General features: G+C 60.6%; 16 protein-coding genes. 9 read left to right on the top strand and 7 right to left on the bottom strand.

The features are described from left to right. Positions 1-160: 160 nt before the first annotated feature. Both aroB and Q0601_RS24035 read right to left on the bottom strand, forming a co-directional pair. Positions 161-1,270: a 3-dehydroquinate synthase gene (gene aroB / locus Q0601_RS24040; RefSeq protein WP_305292642.1), complete on the bottom strand. Its 1,110-nt coding sequence runs from the start codon at positions 1,268-1,270 to the stop codon at positions 161-163. Further along, positions 1,267-1,803 (bottom strand): shikimate kinase, encoded by a 537-nt coding sequence (locus Q0601_RS24035; RefSeq protein ID WP_305292640.1) that lies wholly within the window; start codon positions 1,801-1,803, stop codon positions 1,267-1,269. Before Q0601_RS24035 ends, aroB begins: the two co-directional genes overlap by 4 nt. A 144-nt stretch (positions 1,804-1,947) precedes the next feature. On the opposite strand from Q0601_RS24035, the gene Q0601_RS24030 reads away from it, so the two are divergent. From Q0601_RS24030 to Q0601_RS24015, 4 genes are read left to right on the top strand one after another with little or no spacing between them, the layout of a single operon-like run. Beyond that, complete coding sequence (locus Q0601_RS24030; RefSeq protein ID WP_182912798.1) at positions 1,948-2,085, top strand: hypothetical protein; 138 nt, start codon at positions 1,948-1,950, stop codon at positions 2,083-2,085. Further along, positions 2,078-3,559, top strand: coding sequence for a hypothetical protein (locus Q0601_RS24025; protein ID WP_305292638.1), 1,482 nt, complete (start codon positions 2,078-2,080; stop codon positions 3,557-3,559). The genes Q0601_RS24030 and Q0601_RS24025 overlap by 8 nt, the downstream gene beginning before the upstream one ends. Then, a complete protein-coding gene (locus Q0601_RS24020) occupies positions 3,556-4,521 on the top strand; it encodes a site-specific tyrosine recombinase XerD (RefSeq protein ID WP_305292635.1) in 966 nt (321 codons plus the stop codon). Before Q0601_RS24025 ends, Q0601_RS24020 begins: the two co-directional genes overlap by 4 nt. 8 nt (positions 4,522-4,529) lie before the next feature. Further along, positions 4,530-5,870: an HlyC/CorC family transporter gene (locus Q0601_RS24015; protein WP_305292633.1), complete on the top strand. Its 1,341-nt coding sequence runs from the start codon at positions 4,530-4,532 to the stop codon at positions 5,868-5,870. Positions 5,871-5,984: 114 nt separating this feature from the next. Here Q0601_RS24015 and Q0601_RS24010 read toward each other — a convergent pair whose 3' ends face one another. Continuing rightward, positions 5,985-6,995, bottom strand: coding sequence for a TraB/GumN family protein (locus Q0601_RS24010; RefSeq protein WP_305292631.1), 1,011 nt, complete (start codon positions 6,993-6,995; stop codon positions 5,985-5,987). A 200-nt stretch (positions 6,996-7,195) separates the two neighbouring features. Between Q0601_RS24010 and Q0601_RS24005 the strand changes: the two genes are divergently transcribed. The 3 genes from Q0601_RS24005 (at position 7,196) to Q0601_RS23995 (ending at position 10,043) form a co-directional block, all read left to right on the top strand. Further along, positions 7,196-7,483 carry a co-chaperone GroES gene (locus Q0601_RS24005; RefSeq protein ID WP_119748257.1) on the top strand — a complete coding sequence of 96 codons (288 nt, stop codon included), beginning with the start codon at positions 7,196-7,198 and terminating at the stop codon, positions 7,481-7,483. Between the two features lie 54 nt (positions 7,484-7,537). After that, positions 7,538-9,187, top strand: coding sequence for a chaperonin GroEL (groL, locus tag Q0601_RS24000; RefSeq protein WP_305292624.1), 1,650 nt, complete (start codon positions 7,538-7,540; stop codon positions 9,185-9,187). Between the two features lie 106 nt (positions 9,188-9,293). Beyond that, on the top strand, positions 9,294-10,043 hold the full coding sequence (locus Q0601_RS23995) for an SDR family NAD(P)-dependent oxidoreductase (protein ID WP_305292622.1): 750 nt from the start codon (positions 9,294-9,296) through the stop codon (positions 10,041-10,043). A gap of 8 nt (positions 10,044-10,051) precedes the next feature. Here the strand turns inward: Q0601_RS23995 and Q0601_RS23990 are convergent, their stop codons facing one another. From Q0601_RS23990 to Q0601_RS23975, 4 genes are read right to left on the bottom strand one after another with little or no spacing between them, the layout of a single operon-like run. Next, positions 10,052-11,575 carry a Ppx/GppA family phosphatase gene (locus Q0601_RS23990; RefSeq protein WP_305292620.1) on the bottom strand — a complete coding sequence of 508 codons (1,524 nt, stop codon included), beginning with the start codon at positions 11,573-11,575 and terminating at the stop codon, positions 10,052-10,054. Between the two features lie 55 nt (positions 11,576-11,630). Then, entirely contained in the window at positions 11,631-13,796 is a 2,166-nt protein-coding gene (locus Q0601_RS23985; protein WP_305292618.1) for an RNA degradosome polyphosphate kinase, read from the bottom strand. 42 nt (positions 13,797-13,838) lie between these two features. Then, positions 13,839-14,528: a P-loop NTPase family protein gene (locus Q0601_RS23980; protein WP_305292616.1), complete on the bottom strand. Its 690-nt coding sequence runs from the start codon at positions 14,526-14,528 to the stop codon at positions 13,839-13,841. Positions 14,529-14,534: 6 nt separating this feature from the next. Next, positions 14,535-15,731, bottom strand: coding sequence for an AI-2E family transporter (locus tag Q0601_RS23975; RefSeq protein WP_305292614.1), 1,197 nt, complete (start codon positions 15,729-15,731; stop codon positions 14,535-14,537). A 148-nt stretch (positions 15,732-15,879) separates the two neighbouring features. Here Q0601_RS23975 and proS point away from each other — a divergent pair, with 148 nt between their 5' ends. Together proS and Q0601_RS23965 are read left to right on the top strand one after the other, a co-directional pair. After that, entirely contained in the window at positions 15,880-17,229 is a 1,350-nt protein-coding gene (proS, locus tag Q0601_RS23970) for a proline--tRNA ligase (RefSeq protein ID WP_305292612.1), read from the top strand. A 251-nt stretch (positions 17,230-17,480) separates the two neighbouring features. Continuing rightward, on the top strand, positions 17,481-18,665 hold the full coding sequence (locus tag Q0601_RS23965) for an ABC transporter substrate-binding protein (protein ID WP_305292610.1): 1,185 nt from the start codon (positions 17,481-17,483) through the stop codon (positions 18,663-18,665). Positions 18,666-18,709 lie beyond the last annotated feature (44 nt).

The raw sequence follows: 18,709 nt of genomic DNA, 5'->3' as shown, positions 1-18,709 counted from the left end.
CCCCCCCCCCCCCCCCCCCCCCCCCCCCCCCCCCCCCCCCCCCCCCCCCCCCCCCCCCCCCCCCCCCCCCCCCCCCCCCCCCCCCCCCCCCCCCCCCCGTCGCGGGACGCATCGCATTACGTTTCCGGTCAAACGAAACGCATTCCAAATTGGAGACACACTAACGCCGTGCCTCGCGCAGAACCGCTGCCAGAACATCGCTTTCGACGGCATCGCTGACGAAACTTTCCCCGATCCCCTTCGCAAGCACGAAACGCAATTGCCCGTCGACGACTTTCTTATCCTGCCCCATGAGGGCGATCAGAGCGGCGTCATCGGGCAACTCGCCGGGAATCTCGGACAGCGACGCCGGCAAATTCATCTGCCGCAGATGCGCAAGAACACGGCCGGGCTCTTCCTGACTGCACAATCCCATCCGCGCCGAAAGATCAAAGGCCAGCGCGCAGCCGATTGCGACCCCTTCTCCGTGCAGAAGCCGGTCGGAATATCCCGTCGCGGCCTCGAGCGCATGGCCGAATGTGTGGCCAAGATTCAGCAGCGCCCGCTCTCCCTGCTCGGTTTCGTCGCGAAGCACGATCGCGGCTTTCATCCGCACGGAATGCGCAACGGCCTGTTGGCGCAGCGCCGTATCCGTCCGCAATTGTGCCGCATTGGTTTCAAGCCAGCCAAAGAAATCCGCGTCGCCCAGCAGGCCGTATTTCATGACCTCGCCATATCCGGCATGAAAATCGCGTTCGGACAGCGTATCCAGAACCCCAACATCGGCCAGCACCAGCGCAGGCTGATGAAAAGCCCCGATCAGGTTCTTGCCGAATCCGCTATTGATCCCGGTCTTGCCGCCAACGCTGCTGTCGACCTGCGCCAGAAGCGTTGTCGGGATCTGCACGAAGCGCACGCCACGCCGCAGGATCGCCGCGGCAAAACCGACAAGATCACCGATCACCCCGCCGCCAAGCGCGATAACGATATCCCGCCGTTCGATCCTCTGCTCAAGAAGCCATTCGACACAGCGGGTCAGATGCGGCCAGCTTTTCGTCGCTTCGCCTGCGGGCAGAACCAATGCTTCCGAGTCGATCCCCGCAGCCGCCAATGCTGCCCGCAAAGGCTCAAGATGCAGGGCCGACACGGTTTCATCCGTGACGATGGCAACGCGGGAGCGCTGCAGAAACGGGCCGATCTGGGTCCCGGCATCCTGAATGAGGCCCTGCCCGATCCTGACATCATAGGCGCGATCGTCCAACGGCACGTGAACGGTGATAGTTTCGGTCATTTTGCCTCCAGAAGTCCGGGAACCTCGTGGCGGATCTGCGCGATCAGCCGTCGGGCCGCGGTCTCGATACTGTCATTCGAATTCGCGTCAAAGGTTATGTCGGCTTCGGCATAGGTCGGATAACGCTGCTCGATCAGCCTTGCCAGCGTTCCCTTGGGATCGGCTGTCCTAAGCAAAGGGCGCGTGCTGCGTTGGCGCACCCGCTGCCACAATGTCGCGAGATCGCATTTCAACCAGACAGAAAGCCCACGGGCGGCGATCAACTCTCGATTCCCGGCCTGCATCCAGGCACCGCCTCCGGTCGAGACAACGCCGGGACGACCCTGAAGGATACGCGAAAGAATCTGGGTTTCGCGGTCACGGAAAAAGGCTTCGCCGTCGCGCGCGAATATCTCGCTGACGGACATGGCCGCGGCGGTTTCGATCTCGGCATCCGAATCGGTGAAGTTGACCCGCAACTGACGGGCCAATTCAGACCCGACCGCGGTCTTGCCCGCCCCCATCATCCCGATCATCACGATATGCCGCTTCATCTTCCCTCGCGTTTTCCCCGACAAGTCGTTACCACCAGTGCCACTGAATGACGTGATCTTTCCCGAATTGCCATATATATTCGGGTGAAATCGGCGAAAGTCCGTAAAGCGAAAACGGATCTGGCAGAGCAAGGGCAAAGATATATGCGGTTACTGAAATTTCTTGTGGTGCTGATACTGGCTGCACTGGTTGCTCTGGTGGCCTATGCCTATCTGGGCGACATGGCTGCACCGCAGCAGGAAATGCGCGTTCCAATCAATACCGAGGGCGCGGGTGGGTAATTCGATCGCATATATTCGCGGTGCCCTGATCGCCATACCCTTTGCCGGAATGCTGGCGGGCGCAGCCATGGCCGAGACGCCGCTATCGGCAAGTGACTGGTTGTCGGGCAGCGTCAAGGGACCGGCACGGGAAAGCTCTGCATGGCGACCGGGAGATCCGGTACCTCCGAGCGTCAAGGGCCAGGGCAATCCTCAACCCGTCGCTGAAAGCGGAGCGGTCGGTGAAATCAAGGTGACACGGCTGGACGGCTCCAACCCCGATCTTGCTGGAACGATCACCGCCCGCAAGGCCGGATTGCCCCGCGATCTGTGGAAAGACAGCGATGTCGGAACCATTGCTGAAGGGCTTCTACAATCTCCGACGCGCCTGCCAGCGATGAATGCGTTACTGCAACGGATACTGGTTGCACAGCTTCAACCCCCGCAGGATTCCGAGATGCACCGGGGGGCTTTGTTTCTGGCCCGCACCGATCGGCTGCTGGATATGGGGGCTTTGGATCAGGCCCGCGACCTGATCATGGCCGCCGGCGGGCGCGAGCCCGAACAGTTCCGGCGCCTCTTTGATATCGCTTTGCTTGAGGGTGAGGAGGCACAGGCCTGCGAAAGAATGGTCAACACGCCGGGCATCGCGCCCAGCCTGTCGGCCCGTATTTTCTGTCTTGCGCAATCGGGCGATTGGGCCGCAGCCGCGATCGGTCTGAACGGCGGCGAGGATCTTGGCCTGTTCGATGAGCCACAGGTTCAGCTTCTGACGCATTTCCTGCACGATTCCTATGTCGACAGCGGCGAGCAGATTCCGCTGCCGGATCACGTGACTCCGCTTGAATTCCGCATGCATGAAGCGATCGGCCAGCCCCTGCCGACACAACATCTTCCGCTTGCATTCGCCATGTCCGACCTGCGCGCCAATAGCGGCTGGAAGGCCCGACTCGAAGCGGCGGAACGGCTTGCGCGGGCCGGGGCCATCAGTCCCGAACGGCTACGGCAGATATATGCCGAACAGAAACCTGCCGCCTCGGGCGGTGTGTGGGAACGGGCCAGCGCCATGAGAACATTGGAGGCGGCAATGGCGGCGGGCGATCTTGCCAATGCTTTGCCGCATGCCTTCGCACAGTTCCGCGCGGCAGATATGGCCGATGTGCTGGCCGCGATGGTCGCGGCGGATCTGCCATCCGATGTCGCAGGCAAAGCCGGCGAGATTGCAACCTGGCTGCGTCAGTGGCAGGGGCTGGATGCCATGCAATCCGCCGAAATCGCCCCAGAGCTTCAAACCCGGGAAACGGAACCGCCGGCAGAGCGCCGGGGTGAGGCTTTGCTTGAGGCGATGGCCGATATCGACGCCGGACTGGATGGTGATCTGGCGCGCGCCGGCAAGGGGCTGGCGATGATGCGGGTACTGGGGCTGAGCAGCGATGCTGATCTGGCCGCCGCGCAACTGACGCTGTTGCCGCAGATGAAAGAAACGCCTGGATGAGCATGTCCGATCATCGCGCGATCTCGGCCTTTCTGGACGCACAGGCGGCCGAGTCCGGCGCGGCCCGGAATACGCTTCTGGCCTATGGCCGTGATCTGCGCGACCTGTCGGACTGGCTTGGGGACAAGCGACACTCATTGGGTGACCTGACCCGCGAAATGGTCGAGGATTACCTGACCCATTGCGAGGCGCAGGGTTTTTCAAAGGCGACGCGGGCGCGACGATTATCCTCGATACGGCAGTTCACCCGCTTCGCACTTGAAGAAGGCTGGCGAGAGGACGATCCCGCGATCCGCATCAGCGGACCGGGCAGATCGCAGCGCCTGCCCAAAACGCTGAGCCGCACGGAGGTCGAGGCGATATTGGCGGCCGCGCCCGGTTTGGGCCGCACGGTGGCCGATCGCAGCCGCAACCTGTGTCTGATCGAATTGCTTTATGCGACGGGAATGCGCGTCAGCGAGCTGGTTTCGCTTCCCGTTGCGACCTGTCGGGGCAATCCGGCATTGCTGCTGATCCGGGGCAAGGGCAACAAGGAACGGATGGTTCCGTTGACCGAACCGGCCCGCAAGGCATTGTCGGCATGGTTGAAAATCCGCGACAATGCGCCAAAGGACAGCCCGTTGGCGCGGCTGATCGCGGACAAGGGCGCACGCTGGCTGTTCCCTGCGCCGGGCGCAGCCGGGCATTTGCCACGGCAAAGCTTTGGCCGCCTGCTCAAGGATATCTCTGTTGCCGCCGGACTTGATCCGTCGCGCGTAACCCCTCATGTCATTCGCCATGCTTTTGCCACGCATCTGCTGGAAGGCGGGGCCGATCTGCGCAGTATCCAGACATTGCTCGGCCATGCCGATCTTGGCACGACCGAAATCTATACGCATGTGCTGGACCAGCGCATGCGTGATCTTGTACTGAATCATCACCCGCTGGCGCACCCGAAAGCGACGGCCTCTGATAATAATTGACGGAACCCATGGACGACCCTTCAAGTATGTACGACGCCGCTTTCTGGATTACCATTGCGGCGATTCTTGTTCTGCTGATGTTTTCGGCCTTCTTCTCGGGATCAGAAACGGCCCTGACCGCTGCCAGCCGCGCCAAGCTGCGTTCCCGTGCGGATAAAGGCGATTCCGGTGCAGAGGTAGCCCTGAAAGTATCGGAAGATAGCGAAAGCCTGATTGGCGCGATCCTTCTGGGCAATAATGTCGTCAATATCCTGTCGGCAAGTCTGGCGACCGCGCTGTTTACGCGGCTTCTGGGATCCAGCGGCGTCGCCATCGCAACGCTGGTGATGACGGTCCTCGTGCTGATCTTTTCCGAAGTGATGCCCAAGACCTACGCCATCTCGGCACCCGAGAATGTCGCAAGCCTCGTGGCCCGTCCGATTCGCTGGGTGACGCTTCTGCTGTCGCCCCTTGTTGCGGTGGTTCGGCTCATCGTGCGCGGCATTCTGCGCCTTTTCGGGCTGAAAACCGATCCGGAATCGAATATGTTCTCGGTCCACGAGGAAATCGCAGGTGCCCTGTCGATCGGGCAGGCTACGGGCGCGGTGCAGAAAGAGGACCGGGACCGGTTGCTGGGGGCGCTGGATCTGGGCAATCGCACCGTCGAAGAGATCATGCTTCACCGTTCGGGTATACAGATGATCGATTGTGACATGCCGCCATCGAACCTCCTCGACGCGGTTCTGGCCAGTCCGCATACCCGGTTGCCGGTCTACAAAGGCGAACGTGAAAATGTCGTGGGCGTCATCCACGCCAAGGATTTGCTGCGCGCGGTCAATAAGGCTGTGCGCGAAAACGGCACCGCCGGCACTCTTCAGAATTTTGACGTGCTGGGCGTGGCGATGAAACCCTATTTCGTGCCTGACACCACCGCGCTTGACGAACAGATGCGGGAGTTCCTGAAACGCCGGACGCATTTCGCGCTTGTGGTGGATGAATACGGCTCGCTGCGCGGATTGATTACGCTGGAAGATATTCTGGAAGAGATCGTCGGCGAGATCGCGGATGAGCATGATACGGAAGCCGATCAAACCCTGACGCCAAATGCCCAGGGCGATTATTCGGTTGATGGCGGCATGACGATCCGGGACCTGAACCGGCAGCTGGAATGGAACCTGCCCGATGACGAGGCGAATACGATTGCCGGTCTGGTCATTCACATGGCCCAGTCGATTCCCGAGCCCGGGCAGGTGTTTTCCATCCATGGTTACCGTTTCGAGGTCGTCAGCCGCCGCGAAAATCGCATCACGAGGCTGCGTATTCGTCCGCTAAATGACGAATATGGGGAAGATGATCGAGATCCCTCCTGATATCGCGGGTTATCGGGCGGCATGTCCGACCGAAAGCCCGCCTCTTCCATGACGTCCAGACATCGCGAAAGCAGGCGAGTGATCTCTCGGCCGGAATAGGCGAACTGTCATGCCTCAGCCGTCAAGCCGTTCAATCGTCCAGCCACGCTTTTCCAACAGTCGCAGCACGCCCCGTTCACCAGGCAGGTGAAGCGCACCGAATCCCGCGACGATCTCTTTGCCTTCGCTGGCGGCGGCAAGTGCTCCTTCGGTAAGCGGCTTGATCCAGCTTTCATTCCGTTGATCCATCAACCGCGACTGCGCAAAGCTGAATTGTTCGTCCACCTCGTCCTCGCTCAGCCCTGAATTCGCATAGGCGTCGATGCGGCCAAATTCCCATATTTTCCACACGTCACCCGAAAAATAGGCATCGGTCAGCGTCACCGCGTAATCGTTGGAATAAGAGGCGACCGGCAAGGCGGTCCGGATCATGTCCAGCTCTTCTTCCGGGGTCATACCGGTGAAAAGGGAAAAAACCGTATCCCAGGGTTCAAGCGCATGGACGGGCAATTCCTGATCCTCGGCCTCTTCAATCAACAGGTGATCCAGACCGCGCAATTCTCCCTCCTGCCCGGCTTCCTGCAGAACGCAGGGGGAAATACCGATCATCATCGCCACATACCAGGGCCGAAGCTTGGCGGTGACAACGGCGGGAAGGCCACGCTCCGCCATGGCACGGGACAGAATTTCCCATTCCTGTTCGTTCAAACGCTCGGGCAAGGTCGGGCCGGATTGGTTGACCATGAGCGAGGGATCTTCGCTTAACGCCGTTGCAAGCCTGTCTTCTTCCCGCGGCCCGGCCTCGACATAGACGGCCGCGGCATTGCTGAGCGGATCGCCCAACCGGTCCAGCATCGCTTCATGACGGACATCGGGAAAGTGATAGGTGCCGACCAGCGTGATTTCCGCGGAATCCTTGGTTGCGCGCCATAAGAGCCCGCTGTGATAGGGAACCTCATCAACTGCCGTATCGAGGCGAGAGCGATCCTCGGCCGACAGGGCGTCGAACAGATTTCGCCCTTCGCATGGCGCGGCCCCTGCGGTACCGGTCCATAGCGTCAGAAATACCATCAGCAGAGTGCGCATTCCGTTTCGACCCTTTTCATATACCATAAAACCAGATGACAGGCTGGCATGATTACCCCAGCGCCGCCACCGATATATCGTGCAAAATTTTGCGAACTTGTCGTTGACAGAACCGCCGCACTCTCCTAGATCCCCGTCACTGGCACTCACATCTGATGAGTGCCAACAACACTGCAACAGAAACATCGGAGTGTTAACCAATGGCATTCAAACCGCTGCATGACCGCGTGCTGGTCCGCCGCGTCGAATCAGACGAAAAGACCAAAGGCGGCCTGATCATTCCTGACAGCGCCAAGGAAAAACCCGCCGAGGGCGAGATCATCTCGGTCGGCGAAGGCGCGCGCAAGGACTCGGGTGAACTGATCGCACCGGCGGTGAAGGCGGGCGACCGCGTTCTGTTCGGCAAATGGTCGGGCACCGAGGTCACCATCGATGGTGAAGAGCTGCTGATCATGAAGGAAAGCGACATCCTGGGCATTATCGGCTGATCCAGCCGTTTCCCGGAAAACGCAACTTCAGGATAAAACAAGTAGGAGATTCAAATGGCTGGTAAAGAAGTCAAGTTCAACACCGACGCCCGCGACCGGATGCTGAAAGGCGTCAACATCCTTGCCGACGCCGTAAAGGTAACGCTGGGCCCCAAAGGCCGCAACGTGGTGATCGACAAATCCTTCGGCGCTCCGCGCATCACCAAGGACGGTGTGACGGTTGCCAAGGAAATCGAGCTGACCGACAAGTTCGAGAATATGGGCGCCCAGATGGTCCGCGAAGTTGCTTCGCGCACCAATGACGAAGCCGGTGACGGCACCACCACCGCGACGGTTCTGGCTCAGGCCATTGTCCGCGAAGGCATGAAAGCCGTCGCCGCCGGCATGAACCCGATGGATCTGAAGCGCGGTATCGATGCAGCGACCGCCAAGGTCGTCGAAGCCATCAAAGCCGCCTCGCGCCCGGTGAATGACAGCGACGAAGTCGCTCAGGTCGGCACCATCTCGGCCAATGGCGAAGCCTCGATCGGCCGCCAGATTGCCGACGCGATGCAGAAGGTCGGCAACGAGGGTGTGATCACCGTCGAAGAGAACAAGGGCCTGGAAACCGAAGTCGAAGTCGTCGAAGGCATGCAGTTCGACCGCGGCTATCTGTCGCCTTATTTTGTCACCAATCCCGACAAGATGATCGCGGATCTGGAAGACTGCTACATCCTGCTGCACGAGAAGAAACTGTCCTCGCTGCAACCGATGGTTCCGCTGCTGGAATCGGTCATTCAGTCGCAAAAGCCGCTGCTGATCATCGCGGAAGACGTTGAAGGCGAGGCTCTGGCCACGCTGGTCGTCAACAAGCTGCGCGGCGGTCTGAAAATCGCTGCGGTCAAGGCTCCGGGCTTCGGCGATCGCCGCAAGGCCATGCTGCAGGATATCGCGATCCTGACCGGCGGTCAGGTCATCAGCGAAGACCTTGGCATGAAGCTGGAAAACGTCACGATCGACATGCTGGGCACTGCGAAGAAAGTTTCGATCAACAAGGATAACACCACCATCATCGACGGTGCTGGTGACAAGCCCGAAATCGAAGCCCGCGTTTCGCAGATTCGTCAGCAGATCGAAGAAACCACTTCGGATTACGACAAGGAAAAACTGCAAGAGCGCGTGGCCAAACTGGCCGGCGGCGTTGCCGTGATCCGCGTTGGCGGCATGACCGAAATCGAAGTGAAAGAGCGCAAGGACCGCGTTGACGACGCATTGAACGCAACCCGCGCGGCCGTTCAGGAAGGCGTCGTGGTCGGTGGCGGTGTCGCTCTGGTTCAGGGCGCGAAAGGTCTTTCCGATCTCAAGAGCGAAAACAGCGATCAGGAAGCCGGTATCGCCATCGTGCGCCGCGCGCTTGAGGCTCCGCTGCGTCAGATCGCCGAGAATGCCGGCGTTGACGGTGCTGTCGTTGCCGGCAAGATCCGTGAATCGGACGATGTCAAATTCGGTTTCAACGCTCAGACCGAAGAATATGGCGACCTGTTCAAGTTCGGCGTCATCGACCCGGCCAAAGTTGTCCGCACCGCTCTGGAAGATGCGGCGTCGGTTGCCGGTCTGCTGATCACCACCGAAGCCATGATCGCCGAGAAGCCGGAGCCGAAAGGCAATGCCGGCGGCGGCATGCCCGATATGGGCGGAATGGGTGGCATGGGCGGCATGATGTAATCAGCCCCTGCCCCCTTGGCAGATACGGAAAGGGCGCCTTCGGGTGCCCTTTTCTTTTGCCGCCAGATACCTATTCTGCGCAGCATCGCGATCAGGGGAGAACAGCATGAAGACAGCAATCGTGACCGGTGCGGCACGCGGAATCGGACTGGCGACGGCGAAACTTTTCGCGGCTGGAGGCTGGCAGGTCGCTTTGGTGGATCGTGATAGCGCGGAACTGGCCCGCGCCACTCTTCCCGAAGGCTTCGCCATTGATTGCGACATCTCGGATCCCGATCAGGTCGACGCGATGACCGCCCAGGTACTGGCCCGGACCGGACGTATCGATGCGCTGGTGAATAATGCCGGGGTCGCCGATTTCGGCCCGATAGAACAAACCGATTTCGCACGCTGGCGTACCGTCATGGCAACCAATCTGGACGGTACTTTCCTTGTCAGCCAATCCTGCATTCCCGCACTGAAAAAACAGGGCGGCGCAATCGTCAACATCGCCTCGATCTCGGGCCTTCGCGGCTCGACGCTGCGGGTTGCCTATGGCACCTCGAAGGCTGCGGTGATCCATTTGACCCGGCAGCAGGCCGCCGAACTGGGTGAATACGGCATTCGCGCGAATTGCGTCGCCCCCGGCCCTGTCCGCACCAAACTGGCCATGGCCGTCCACAGCCCCGAGATCATCGCCGCCTATCACGACGCCATCCCCCTGAACCGTTATGGCAGCGAAGAGGAACTGGCCGAAGCAATCGTTTTTCTGGCAAGCGACAAGGCCAGCTATATCACCGGTCAGGTTATGGCGGTGGATGGCGGTTTCGAGTCGACCGGTGTCGGGCTGCCCGCCTTGCGAAGCGCCCTGCCCTGAAAGCCGGTTCAGGTTTTCATGATCGGCTCGACATCAAGCGAGCTGCAAAGTGATTTGAACCGGGCTTCGACGACCTCGCCCGACAATTGCCGCCCCGTCGCGGTCAGCTTCAGTTCAAGCCGGCCCTTCGCAGGCAGAAAGGTCAGTTCGCCGGCATCCGACGGATCGTCGATCGCGAACATCGCCCCAAAACGCATCGCCTTGCCCAATATCTCGGCGGTGCGGATTTCCTCTTTGGAGAGCAGATCGAAAAGCGGCGCCATCAGCGATTTCGAACGGCTGTTCTTGTAGCGATGCAAAAGCGCCAGCCCCAGAAAAACCCGCTCCTGATGACTGATCGCCGCCATATTCGCGCGGGTCACATTGTCGAAACAGGCTTCGGCGCGATAATCCGGGTGGGCACGCCATGTCGTGTCGTGAAGCAGACATGCCGCGCGGATCAGCCGCTCTTGCTCGGGCGGAGCATCGGCGAAGATCGGCAGCAGGAAATGATACAGTTTCTTGCCGAATCCCGGGATGCGCGCCATCTGCCGTTCGGTGAAGCGGGCGACCTCGATCAGCGGGTCGCGCTTGCGTAACTGATCGGACATCTGCTCGTAAAGAAGTCCTTCGCGGATGCCATAGCTGGAGACGGCAAGTTCCTCAGGCTTGAATGTCGCGACAAGTTCAGACAGCACTCTGGAGGCAAGCGGCACAAGTTCCATCCGCGAAGATGATATACCAACCCTCCCGCGCAACTGGTTCGGATCGTGTTCGGCGATCCAGTCAACGGTCTTCGCCACGGATTCCGGTGTCATCCGGTATTCATGCAGAACCGTCATCGGATAGCCGGTGCGTTCCATGTCCAGCCGGGCGATGGCTCGCCACGAACCACCGACCAGATAGATCCGTTCGTGATCGGTGCCGATATGATCGGCCAGACCCTCCATGATCTTGCGGATATGTTTCTGCAGGCCGGTCTTGCCGCCCTCGACCTGCTGCAAACGGAATGGCCCCAGTTGCGAGGTCGTCCGCCGACCGACCTTGCCGCCCGATACTTCGGCCAGTTCCATCGAGCTGCCGCCGATATCGCAGACCAGACCTTTCGCTTCGGGCCAGCCCAGCAACACGCCTTGGGCCGAAAGCCGCGCCTCTTCCTCGCCATCGATCACGATCAACCTGAGGCCGGTTTCCTTGGCAACCCGCTTCTGGAATTCCAGCCCGTCCTCAGCCTCGCGAATGGCTGCCGTGGCCACGCAGGTCAAAGGCTCGATATCCATACCCTTGGCCAGGGCGGCGAAGCGGCGCAACGCAGCAAAGCCCCGCTCGACCCCGGCGGGGTTCAGCCGGCCCGTCGAAACCATGTCCTGACCAAGTCCGGCCATGACTTTCTCATTGTAGAAATAGGCCGGAGAACGTGCCGCGCCGTCGAAAACGACCAGCCGGATCGAGTTCGAGCCGACATCGACGACCCCCACCCTGGACAAGGCGCGTTTCGGCAGCTTGCCAAAAGGCTCTACCATCGGACCGGTCAAGCGTCGTTCACGGTTCATCGCAAAGCCCCCTGCTTTCGCATCGCCACGTTAATGAACCGATCTTCCCGGCGGGTCAATCGGCTGAATGTGTGAGTGCCGGAACGTCACGCGCGCCCGCGGTGCCTCGTCCCGACAGTGAGGGGTTTTCCATGAAAAACCGATGACAGTTGAACAGATCTTCCCGTCCGTCCGGCAGATAACGGATGAATCGGCCATCAGGTTGCAGGATCCAGCTTTGCGCCTCATCCGCCATATTGGCGGCCATGATCTGACTGGTGATCTGCGCCTTGACCGTTTCATTACGGCACTCGACCAGAGTTTCGACGCGCCGCGACAGGTTCCGCACCATCCAGTCGGCCGAGGAAAAGAAAACCCGCGCCTTCTTCGACGGCAGCCCGTGGCCATTGCCGAAACAGACGATCCGGGAATGTTCAAGATAGCGTCCGATAATGGATTTCACCCGAATGTTTTCCGACAACCCCTTGATCCCGGGCCGTATCCCGCAAATTCCGCGAATAACCAGGCTGATCTTTACCCCGGCATTGCTTGCGGCATAAAGCGCCTCGATCACATCCGTCTCGATGATCGAATTCATCTTGGCCCAGATCGCCGCAGGGCGTCCCTGCCGCGCATATTCCGCCTCTCTCGCGATCAGGGCCAGCAGATTCTCCTTGAGATCGATCGGAGAGATCGACAAATTCTCCAACCCTTCCGGCTGAACATAGCCGGACAGGTAGTTGAAGACCTTGGTGGCATCGCGCCCAAGCGCCGCATCGCAGGTGAACAGCGACAGGTCGGTATAGATCCGTGCGGTGATCGGATGATAATTGCCGGTGCCGTAATGGGTATAGGTCACCAATGTATCGCCCTCGCGCCGGACCACGGTGCTGATCTTGGCATGGGTCTTGTATTGCACGAAGCCATAGACGACATGCGCCCCGGCCCGCTCCAGCCGCCGCGATTGCCGGATATTCGCGGCCTCGTCGAACCGCGCCTTGAGTTCGACAAGCGCCGTCACCGATTTTCCGGATTCGGCGGCCTCGCACAAAGCCTCGACAATGGGGCTGTCGCGGCTGGTTCGGTAAAGCGTCTGCTTGATCGCCAGCACATTCGGATCCCGCGCGGCCTGCTGAAGAAAGCGCACAACCATGTCGAATGTTTCATAGGGATGATGCAGCAGCATGTCTTTCTGCCGGATCGCCGCGAACATATCGCCGTGATGATCCCGCACTCGCTCGGGAACCCGCGGGTTGAAACTGGGCCATAGCAGATCACGGCGGCTGTCCAGCACAAGCTGACCCAGATCAGCCATGCCCAGCAGCCCTGCGACCTCGACCACCTCGTCGGAATCGACCTCGAGTTCCTCCATGATCAGCCGGCGAAGCCGGTCAGGCGCACCCATGGTGATCTTCAGGCGGATCACGCTTCCCCTGCGGCGGCGTTTCAGTGCCGTTTCGAATTCGCGAACAAGATCCTCGGCCTCTTCCTCGACCTCCAGATCGCTGTCGCGCAATACCCGGAACGCGCAATGCCCGGTATCGCGATAGCCCGGAAACAGGCTGGACAGATGCATCAGCAGCAAATCCTCCAGGCGCAGGAACCGTTGCCCGCCCGGAAGCGGGATAAAGCGCTGCAATTGCGCCGGAATCGGCAATAGGGCCTGCATCTGCTGCCCACCGGTTTCCCGTGCCAGTTCCAGAGCCAGCGAAAACCCCGCATTCGGAATGAACGGGAACGGATGTGCCGGATCGATGGCCAGCGGAGACAGGACCGGCAGCACATTGTCTTCGAAATGCTTGCGCAGGAACTCCTCTTCCGCCCGCGTGATATTGCTGCGCGACAGGATCATGATCCCCTGTTCTTCCATCTCGCGGCGCAAACGGTTCCAGACCCCCTGCTGCGCACTCATCAGTCGCCGCGCATCCGCATCTATCAGGCTAAGCTGTTCGGCGGCGGTCAGCCCGTCATCCGAAGGCATCGTGTTCCCCTCGCGGACCAGTTCCCGCAGTCCCGCCACGCGAACGGTATAGAACTCGTCCAGATTGGCGGCACTGATCGAGACGAAGCGCAGCCGTTCAAGCAAGGGCACCCGCGCATTCCGGGCTTCGTCCAGCACCCGCCAGTTGAAGCTGAGCCAGCTTAGCTCGCGGTTGAAGAATCGCGCCGGACCTTCGGGCACGCCTGAAGGCAGTTCTCTGGCCTCGGGAAACGGGTTTCTAAGAAAATTTGCCTGAGTCATGGGTTCCGGAACCGGAGTCGAAGGGATGAAATCGAGGCGGCATCATGCGTCAGCGACGGTCAGTTTGTCCAGCAGATCTGCGGCGATCTTGCGGGTCACAGGCCCCTTGCGCGCAAGCGCCATCCTATCCATCCCGGACACCAGCCGTCGCGCCAGCCCCATATCCCGATCCATGCGCAATACCAGCCAGTCGATCAGCCCGGCGGATACCGTCAATTGCCGGTCGGCGAACAGCTTGACCAGAACGGCCGCCAGCAATGCCTCATCCGGCGGACCAAGCCTGACCTGCGCGACCGCATCCATGCGAGAGCGCAGGTCGGGCAGCAGCAACCCCCAGTCCCGCGGAGCGGTCCGCGCGGTCATCAGCAACAGGCATTTCCGCGCCCCGCAGAGATTCCACAGATGGAACAGCGCCTGTTCGGCCCCTGCCGCATAGCCGGAATGATCCGCATCCTCGACCACCAGCGCGCCGCCCTCGGCCACCAGATGATCGGAGCTTTCAGGGCTCAACCCTGCCGCCGCTACCTTGCGCGCGCCGTTCTCGGCCGCCCAGAAGGCCGCCATATGCGACTTGCCCGAGCCTTCCGGCCCGATCAGCAGCATACGTCCTTGCGGCCAGTCCCGCGGGGCCTCCAATGCCGAAAGCGCAGCCTCATTCGCCGCTGATGGCAGAAAATCGGCCCGGGAGAATGCCGGTGGCGTGATCAGATCCAAAGTCAATTGCCGGGGCAAATCGTGTCAGCCTTTTTCGGTCTTGTCGTCCTGATGCTCCAGCACGGCGATCTCTTCCGCTTCTTCGCGCAGGTAAGCCGCATGCAATTCCGCCTTCAGCGTGCCACGGGGCGCAAGCTCCACACGCAGGGGTAATTCCGGTTCGGGTGGCGCCGCCTGCCCGGTGTAAAGCGGGCTTTCAAGATATCGTTCGGTCAGGAACCTTGCCAACACACCCACCGCCGCCGCCAGCGGAACCGCCAGTACCAGCCCGACGAAGCCGAACAGCACACCAAAGACCGACAACGCCAGCAACAGCCAGACCGGATGCAGACCGACATGGCCGCCAACGATCTTTGGCTGCAGATAATTGCCCTCGACGATCTGGCCAACGGCAAAGATCACCACGACCGCGCCGATCCACAGCGGCTCACCCCAGAAATTGAACAGTGCCACGCCGATGGCTGTCGCCCCGCCCACCAGCACACCGACATAAGGCACAAAAGACAGCACAGCCGCCATGATACCGATGAAGAACCCGAAAGGCAGGCCCACAAGCGCAAGCGCGATAGAGTACCATGTCCCAAGAATCAGGATCACCAGCCCCTGCCCGCGCAGGAAGCCCGACAGTGCCTGATCGACCTCACTCGCCAGACGCCGGATCGTCGGGGCGTGTTCACGTGGCAGCAAACCGTCGATTCGCGTCACCATCCGGTCCCAGTCCAGCAGCAGATAGAATGTCACCACCGGCACGATCACGAATAACGCCAGCACCCCGAAGACGCCGCGAACCGAGCCAAGCAGCGTGCCGGCGACCTTGCCCAATTGCTCGCCCATGCTCTTGCCCAGATCGCTGATCGCCGAGCCGATCGTGCCGCCCTCGGGCACCAGTTCGGGGAAATGCGCCGAGACGAAGGCCCGCGCCTGATCCAGCATCTCAGGCGCGGTTTCGATCAGCGAGGCCGCCTGACGCAGCAGAACCGGCACGATCAGCAGGATCACCGCAGCAAGAAGCAGCACCGCACCCGCCGTGATGACCACCACGGACATGGTTCGCGACAGGCCGATCCGCTGCAGCCGGTCCGCGATCGGATCCAGCATATAAGCGATGCCCGCTCCCAGAAGGAACGGCAGGATCGCCTGTCCCAGCAGCCACATGGCAAGAAACAGCGCCAAAGCAGCCACGCCCCACCAGATCACCTGTTTCCGTACCGGCACGCTCATTGCGTCTCTCCGCCTGATTTGTCCGGAATGAATGTGGAGGGCTTGGCGGGCGGTTGCAAGGTCGACCCGAGTTGCTTATGCACATCTTCTTGGCAAGCCCCGGACGATCCGCTAACCCTCGCGGAACCGATTACAGAGGATCCCGCCCATGCGTCTGACGCGTTATTTTCTTCCCGTTCTGAAAGAAGACCCCAAAGAGGCCCAGATCGTCAGTCACCGCCTGATGCTGCGCGCCGGGATGATCCGGCAACAGGCAGCAGGAATTTATTCATGGCTTCCGCTTGGGTACAAGGTTCTTCGCCGGATCGAGCAGATCGTGCACGAGGAACAGCAGCGCGTCGGGCATATCCCGCTTCTGATGCCCACGCTTCAATCCGCCGACCTGTGGCGCGAAAGTGGTCGCTATGACGATTACGGCGAAGAAATGCTGCGGATTCGCGACCGTCACAAGCGCGATCTTCTTTACGGTCCCACCAATGAGGAGATGATCACCGACATCTTCCGCAGCCATATCGGCAGCTACAAGGATCTGCCCCTGACCCTTTATCATATCCAATGGAAGTTCCGCGACGAGATCCGCCCCCGTTTCGGCGTGATGCGCGGCCGCGAATTTCTGATGAAGGACGGCTATAATTTCGACCTGACCAAGGAAGACGCCTTGCATGCCTATAACCGGCATCTGGTCAGCTATCTGCGCACCTATGAACGGATGGGCCTTCAGGCGATCCCGATGCGGGCGGATGGCGGACCCATCGGCGGAGATCATACGCATGAATTTCTGGTGCTGGCCGAGACGGGCGAATCCGAAGTCTATTACGACAGCGAGATTACCGATCTGAAATTCGGCAACCGTCAAATCGACCATGACAGCCATGCCGAATGCCAGGCGGTCATGGAAGAATTCACCAGCCGCTACGCCCGCACCGACGAAACCCACGATGAGGCCCTGTTCCAGCAGCTTCCCGAAGAGCGCCGCCGCGTGGCGCGCGGGATCGAGGTCGGGCAGATCTTCTATTTCGGCACCAAATATTCCGAACCGATGGGCGCCACCGTGGTCGCGCCCGATGGCAGCCGTGTGCCCGTTCACATGGGTAGCCACGGTATCGGTGTCAGCCGTCTTCTCGGCGCGATCATCGAGGCCAGCCATGACGAGCGCGGGATCATCTGGCCCGAGGGCGTGACGCCGTTCCATGTCGGGATCGTCAATCTGAAACAGGGCGACAATTCCACCGACAGCGCCTGCGAAGCGCTTTATGCCGAGCTTCGGGCCCAGGGGCTTGATCCGCTTTATGATGACCGGGATGAACGGGCGGGCGCAAAATTCGCCACCATGGACCTGATCGGACTGCCCTGGAGGATCACTGTCGGGCCGCGTGGACTGGCCAATAACAAGGTCGAACTGACCAACCGCCGCAGTGGTGAAACCGAAGAGCTGCCGCCCAGCGATGCCGTGGCGCGGATTGCCGCAATTTACCAGCCTGTGCTGAAAGCGGGCTAACCTTGGGAAAAGGCCGTGACGATGCCGGATTCTTCCGTTTCCGGCAGGAAACGCATTGCGCTGTCATGACGAGGCCATCCTGCAGGTCATCAGGCATCGCTTGGAAACCGGCGCCGCGCAGGCCAGCGGAAGACCGGCGTGATGAACCGCCGAATCCAAGCTTTGAAAGGGGCGGGAATAGCCACTTTCCTTTTATTCGCGGGCCTTCTAACCTGCTCTTCAGGGCAATGTTCCAACCGGGAGACTTAACTATGAAAAAACTTCTTATCGCGACTGCCGTGACCGCCCTTTCAGCGGGCATGGTCAGTGCCGAGGAAATCAAGCTGGGGACTTCGCTGGGCTTCACCGGGCCGCTGGAATCCATGGCTCCGGACATGCAGAAAGGTGCGGAACTGGCTGTCAAGGAAATCAGCGATTCCGGCAAGTTTCTGGACGGTTCTACCGTATCTCTCGTTCAGGGCGATTCGACCTGCGCCGATGCCGCTGCCGCAACCGCCACGGTCGAGCGTCTGATTACCGCCGAGGGCGTCAAAGGGATCATCGGCGGAATGTGTTCCGGCGAAGCAATTGCCTCGCTTGAAAACGTCGCTGTGCCCAATGGCATCGTGATGATCTCTCCTTCGGCAACCTCTCCCGCGCTTTCCACGATCGAGGATAATGGGCTGTTCTTCCGTACGTCGCCGTCGGATGCCCGGCAGGGCGAGGTGATGGCCGATATCATCATGGACAAGGGCATCGATAACGTCGCCGTAACCTATACCAATAACGATTACGGCAAGGGCCTGGCGGAAAGCTTCGAGGCCGCCTTCACGGAAAAAGGCGGCACGATCACCACCAACTCCGCGCATGAGGATGGCAAGGCTGACTACTCGGCCGAGGTTGCCGCATTGTCCGCCGCCGGTGGCGATGCGCTGGTCGTGGCGGGTTATGTCGATCAGGGCGGCTCGGGTGTGGTGCGCGCCGCATTGGATACCGGCGCGTTCGATACATTCGTGTTCCCGGACGGCATGGTCGGTCAGGCGCTGGTCGATAATTTCGGCGAAGAAATCGAAGGCAGCTTCGGACAGAATCCTGCCGCCGAAGGCGAAGGTCGCGATATCTATGTCAAAATGGCCGAAGAGGCCGGATATGATGGCACCGGCGCCTTCTCGGCTGAATCCTATGACGCCGCAGCGCTGATTCTGCTGGGCATGGCGGCGGCAGGCTCCAGCGATCCGGCGGAATACAAGGAAAAGATCATGGATGTCGCCAATGAGCCGGGCGAAAAGATCCTCCCCGGAGAATTGGGCAAGGCGCTCGATATCCTGAGCGAAGGCGGGGATATCGATTATGTCGGCGCGACTTCGGTCGAATTCGTGGAGCCGGGCGAATCCGCCGGGATTTACCGCGAAGTTTCCTTTACCGGCGGCGAAATGGAAGTGGTTGGCTACCGCTAAAACATATCGACGTGATCGGCCCGGCGCCCTCCATGCGCCGGGCC

It is taken from the genome of Paracoccus wurundjeri (genome assembly GCF_030678915.1).
Lineage (GTDB): Bacteria > Pseudomonadota > Alphaproteobacteria > Rhodobacterales > Rhodobacteraceae > Paracoccus > Paracoccus onubensis_A.
Note: the sequence above shows the minus strand (reverse complement) of the source record. Positions and strands in the feature narration are given on the sequence as shown.